This is a genomic window from Microcystis sp. M53603_WE2, assembly GCF_030065435.1.
Window position 1 is genome coordinate 1 of sequence record NZ_JASJFF010000856.1, and the last position, 3,257, is coordinate 3,257.

The following is a 3,257-nucleotide window of genomic DNA, read 5'->3' on the forward strand; positions in this document are numbered from 1 at the left end:
CGAGAATTTGAAAATAAAGAAGAACTGGAAAAAGTAGTCAATCAGCTTTTAAATGAAGGGGGATTGATTATTAAATGGAGTAGAAAACTTAAAAATAAGGGTAATGCTGTCAATGTAACTTAAATGCGTAAAAGCTTATTACCTAAACGAGACTTAGATTTTTGGGGATGAGTGCTAGAACCTTGTTTCGAGAGATGAACCCCTGCCAATAGCTTACTACCCCAGGGTTATCGGGTTGAGGTTTTCTCATTAGATCTATGATCTACTATTATTTTAAAGTAGCTGACATACGATAAAAAATTGGAATACAAGGGAAAATTTTTTATGGAAACTGTTGACAAAATTCAATTAAACCCCGTCTAACTCGAAACCTATAATTTTTAGATATCCTATTGGGTAATCCCCCTAAATCCCCCTTCAAAAGGTAGGGTCGTTTCATTCTCTCAAATGTCATTCTCTCAAGTCCTTATCTGGCAACGTTTTTAGTCGATTTCTCGAAATACATAGCTGAAAATTTTTAAAAACGTCGTGCTTTGCTTACCTCATAAGCGATTAAAGGTAGCAAAAAAAGAATTAGATTCGGAGAATGAATCAGCCCTACCCTTCAAAAGGGGGACTTATCCCTAGAAGGTATTTCAAAAAACTACAGTTCCCACAATGGACGCAGTTTAAAAGCTAATTTACTGACTCAATTAATCGCAAATCACCAAATTAAAGAGATACCTGTAAGAGGCATTCTCCTATCACAACTAATAAGCGGTAAACCAAGGTGAAAGGCTGTAGCGGCAATTATTCTGTCAGGTAAATCAGGTACGGCAGTTCGTAATACGGTCGCCAAAACATTGACAACCTCGGCAGTCAAATCAGCTAAGATAAACCCACTATTACCAGCTAATAACTCTGCATCTAATTGGGATTTTAGTTCAGGTGCAATACGTCCTTTTTCTTGCAGATAAATTATCTCTATTAAACAGATAGTTGGAATATAAATGACAATTTCACCGCGATCGCATTGTTCAAATGTTTGGTTAGCTGTAGAACTCAAGCGTGGACTATCCTCTAAATACCAAATCAAAGCATGAGTATCGGTCACTGCATCACTCATCAAATATCCTCACGAGGAAAGTTAGCTCCTATCTGTTGTTTTACATCAGCGATATCTGCATCACTGATGTTGGCACCTCGCCATAATCCCCGCAAAGATTTACGAGGTTGATGGGTAGTAACCACTAACTGTTGTTTAATATCAGGAGTCACTTTTTCAATTAGACGTACTTTGTCTAGAGGAGAAAGCTGTTTGACTATCTCTAAGGCATCTTCTAGGGTAACAACTCTTGTCATCTTTTTAGACCTCAAGAAATAATGAGAATAACTTTCTGATTACATATCATCTTACAACGAATTTGAATCTTGGATCAAAAGGTTAAAATTCTCACAAAAATATTGACAAGTGCTGATCTAAGCTTAACAAAAACTTAACACAAATTCACTTAAAAACTATTGATTCGGCAGAAAAAAGGTGGTATGACTGAACTCAACAACAATAATGGAGGACTTACCCCATGAAAACTAAAAAACTGACACCCCGCAATGCTGCTCCTGTCCAACGGGAAAATACCGCTACCGTCTCTCGTAATGGCAATGCGATCGCTCAACTTGATTGGGGAACTTTTTGTGTGGGAGAGGATGGGAATGGCAATTGTGAAGAGTGGTACGAACTGCCTTTTGCGGGAGACGACGCAGAGTAATCCCTCCGATTTTAGCACGAACCTCAAATCAGGTCAAAAGTCTTTTTCTCCTTGCCAGGGCGCACGGTTTGCCTCAAGGAATTGACCTACAACCCTAGTTAATTCCTGGCTTTCGGATACCTGACACGGGGAGAAGCATTGCTCGGGGAGAGGGGGAGCGGGGGAGTACAGGTTTTTGCTCTTCTGTTGTCTCCCTTTTCCTTGGCTCACCAGTGCTAGAAGATTTAGATTCACAATAGGATACCAAGGAAAATTTTTTTATGAAAACTGTTGACAAAACTCAGTTAAAAGCTAATTTACTAGAATTATTGCAAATTGTGGAGTTACAAGGAGAAGAAATTTTAGTGACAGAAGGGACTAAACCAGTGGCGAGAATTTCTCCCTATCAAAAAAGTTATTCAACGGCGGAATTGTTTAAGAATATGCGAGGCAAGGTTCAGTATTTTGAAGATTTAACTACCCCAACAACCGAAGAATGGACGGAAGTATAAAAATTGTTCTTGATACTTGCGCCTTAATCTGGTGGAGTTTAGATCCCGACAAACTTTCTCAAAAAGCCAAGGAAGCTTGTGAACAGATGGAACAGCAAAAAAATGGTTTAGTACCATCAACAGCAATCTGGGAAATAGCCATTAAGGTTAACAACCGCAAATTAGATTTAGGAGTGAACATAGATGATTATATTGCAACTCTAAAAAAATCTGATGTTGTTCGGATTATCCCGATCAATGAGGAAATTTGGCTCGACAGTGTTAGGTTAAAATGGGAACATCGAGATCCGGTAGATAGAGTAGTTGTGGCGATCACCCAAAGAGATAAAGCAAATGTTATCACCGCAGATCAAAAAATAGCTAGTTTCTATTCTTCAGTAATTTGGTAAGCAACTAATCAACTAATCTACTCCTAGTGGACTGTTTCAACTAAAATAGGGCAATAGATTTGGCTCTTCTGGTTTCTGTGTGGAAACGAGGTCTATACTGATAGAATATCCGCAAAATAGCCCTAAAAGTCTTGCCCGATAAGCATTTCACGATTCCATAAGCAAAAATTATCACACAAAGTCGAGAAGAGCCTAGATTTCGGCTTAAAGTCTTAGATTATAGAATTTATAGCATTTTTCTAATACACCAAATTAGCTGAAACAATCCACTATAATGTAATAAATAATCACATTTTACCTCATATAAGTCGAGAGAGCCAAATCATCAATAATCATAGAACAAGGAGATGATTAATCATGAAATATAGCATTTTAATTCAATGGTCTGAAGAAGATAATGCCTATATTGCCAGTTTACCCGAATGGGGAAAATACGCTCGCACTCACGGCAGCACCCATCAAGAAGCCATTGATAATGCCCAAGAAGTTTTAGGCTCTTCGGTTTGTGTTATGCAATGGACGGGGGTTATAAGGGATGGAACCCTTATATAGAAAGGCATTTAGCGATTTTTGTCAATTGTTTTTTATCTAGAGCGAACTAATCAATTAAGTCTCTTGCCAGATAAGGA

The 3,257-nt window shown here is 38.1% G+C and carries 6 protein-coding genes and 1 pseudogene; 5 read left to right on the plus strand and 2 right to left on the minus strand.

The window, feature by feature from the left end; genetic code table 11:
- Positions 1–123, plus strand: a pseudogene (locus tag PX481_RS18130) (IS630 family transposase); the annotation flags it as partial.
- Between the two features lie 580 nt (positions 124–703).
- On the opposite strand, the gene PX481_RS18135 reads toward PX481_RS18130, so the two are convergent.
- Both PX481_RS18135 and PX481_RS18140 read right to left on the minus strand, forming a co-directional pair.
- On the minus strand, positions 704–1,105 hold the full coding sequence (locus tag PX481_RS18135; protein ID WP_002762712.1) for a type II toxin-antitoxin system VapC family toxin: 402 nt from the start codon (positions 1,103–1,105) through the stop codon (positions 704–706).
- Positions 1,105–1,341, minus strand: coding sequence for a hypothetical protein (locus tag PX481_RS18140; RefSeq protein WP_002762714.1), 237 nt, complete (start codon positions 1,339–1,341; stop codon positions 1,105–1,107). Before PX481_RS18140 ends, PX481_RS18135 begins: the two co-directional genes overlap by 1 nt.
- A gap of 221 nt (positions 1,342–1,562) precedes the next feature.
- Here PX481_RS18140 and PX481_RS18145 point away from each other — a divergent pair, with 221 nt between their 5' ends.
- The 4 genes from PX481_RS18145 (at position 1,563) to PX481_RS18160 (ending at position 3,180) form a co-directional block, all read left to right on the plus strand.
- Positions 1,563–1,748, plus strand: a complete 186-nt coding sequence (locus PX481_RS18145) for an anacyclamide/piricyclamide family prenylated cyclic peptide (protein WP_002762716.1) — start codon at positions 1,563–1,565, stop codon at positions 1,746–1,748.
- Positions 1,749–2,008: 260 nt separating this feature from the next.
- A complete protein-coding gene (locus PX481_RS18150; RefSeq protein ID WP_002762718.1) occupies positions 2,009–2,239 on the plus strand; it encodes a type II toxin-antitoxin system Phd/YefM family antitoxin in 231 nt (76 codons plus the stop codon).
- On the plus strand, positions 2,224–2,628 hold the full coding sequence (locus PX481_RS18155; RefSeq protein WP_002762720.1) for a type II toxin-antitoxin system VapC family toxin: 405 nt from the start codon (positions 2,224–2,226) through the stop codon (positions 2,626–2,628). The genes PX481_RS18150 and PX481_RS18155 overlap by 16 nt, the downstream gene beginning before the upstream one ends.
- Positions 2,629–2,985: 357 nt before the next feature.
- Complete coding sequence (locus PX481_RS18160) at positions 2,986–3,180, plus strand: type II toxin-antitoxin system HicB family antitoxin (protein WP_002762722.1); 195 nt, start codon at positions 2,986–2,988, stop codon at positions 3,178–3,180.
- Positions 3,181–3,257: the final 77 nt, after the last annotated feature.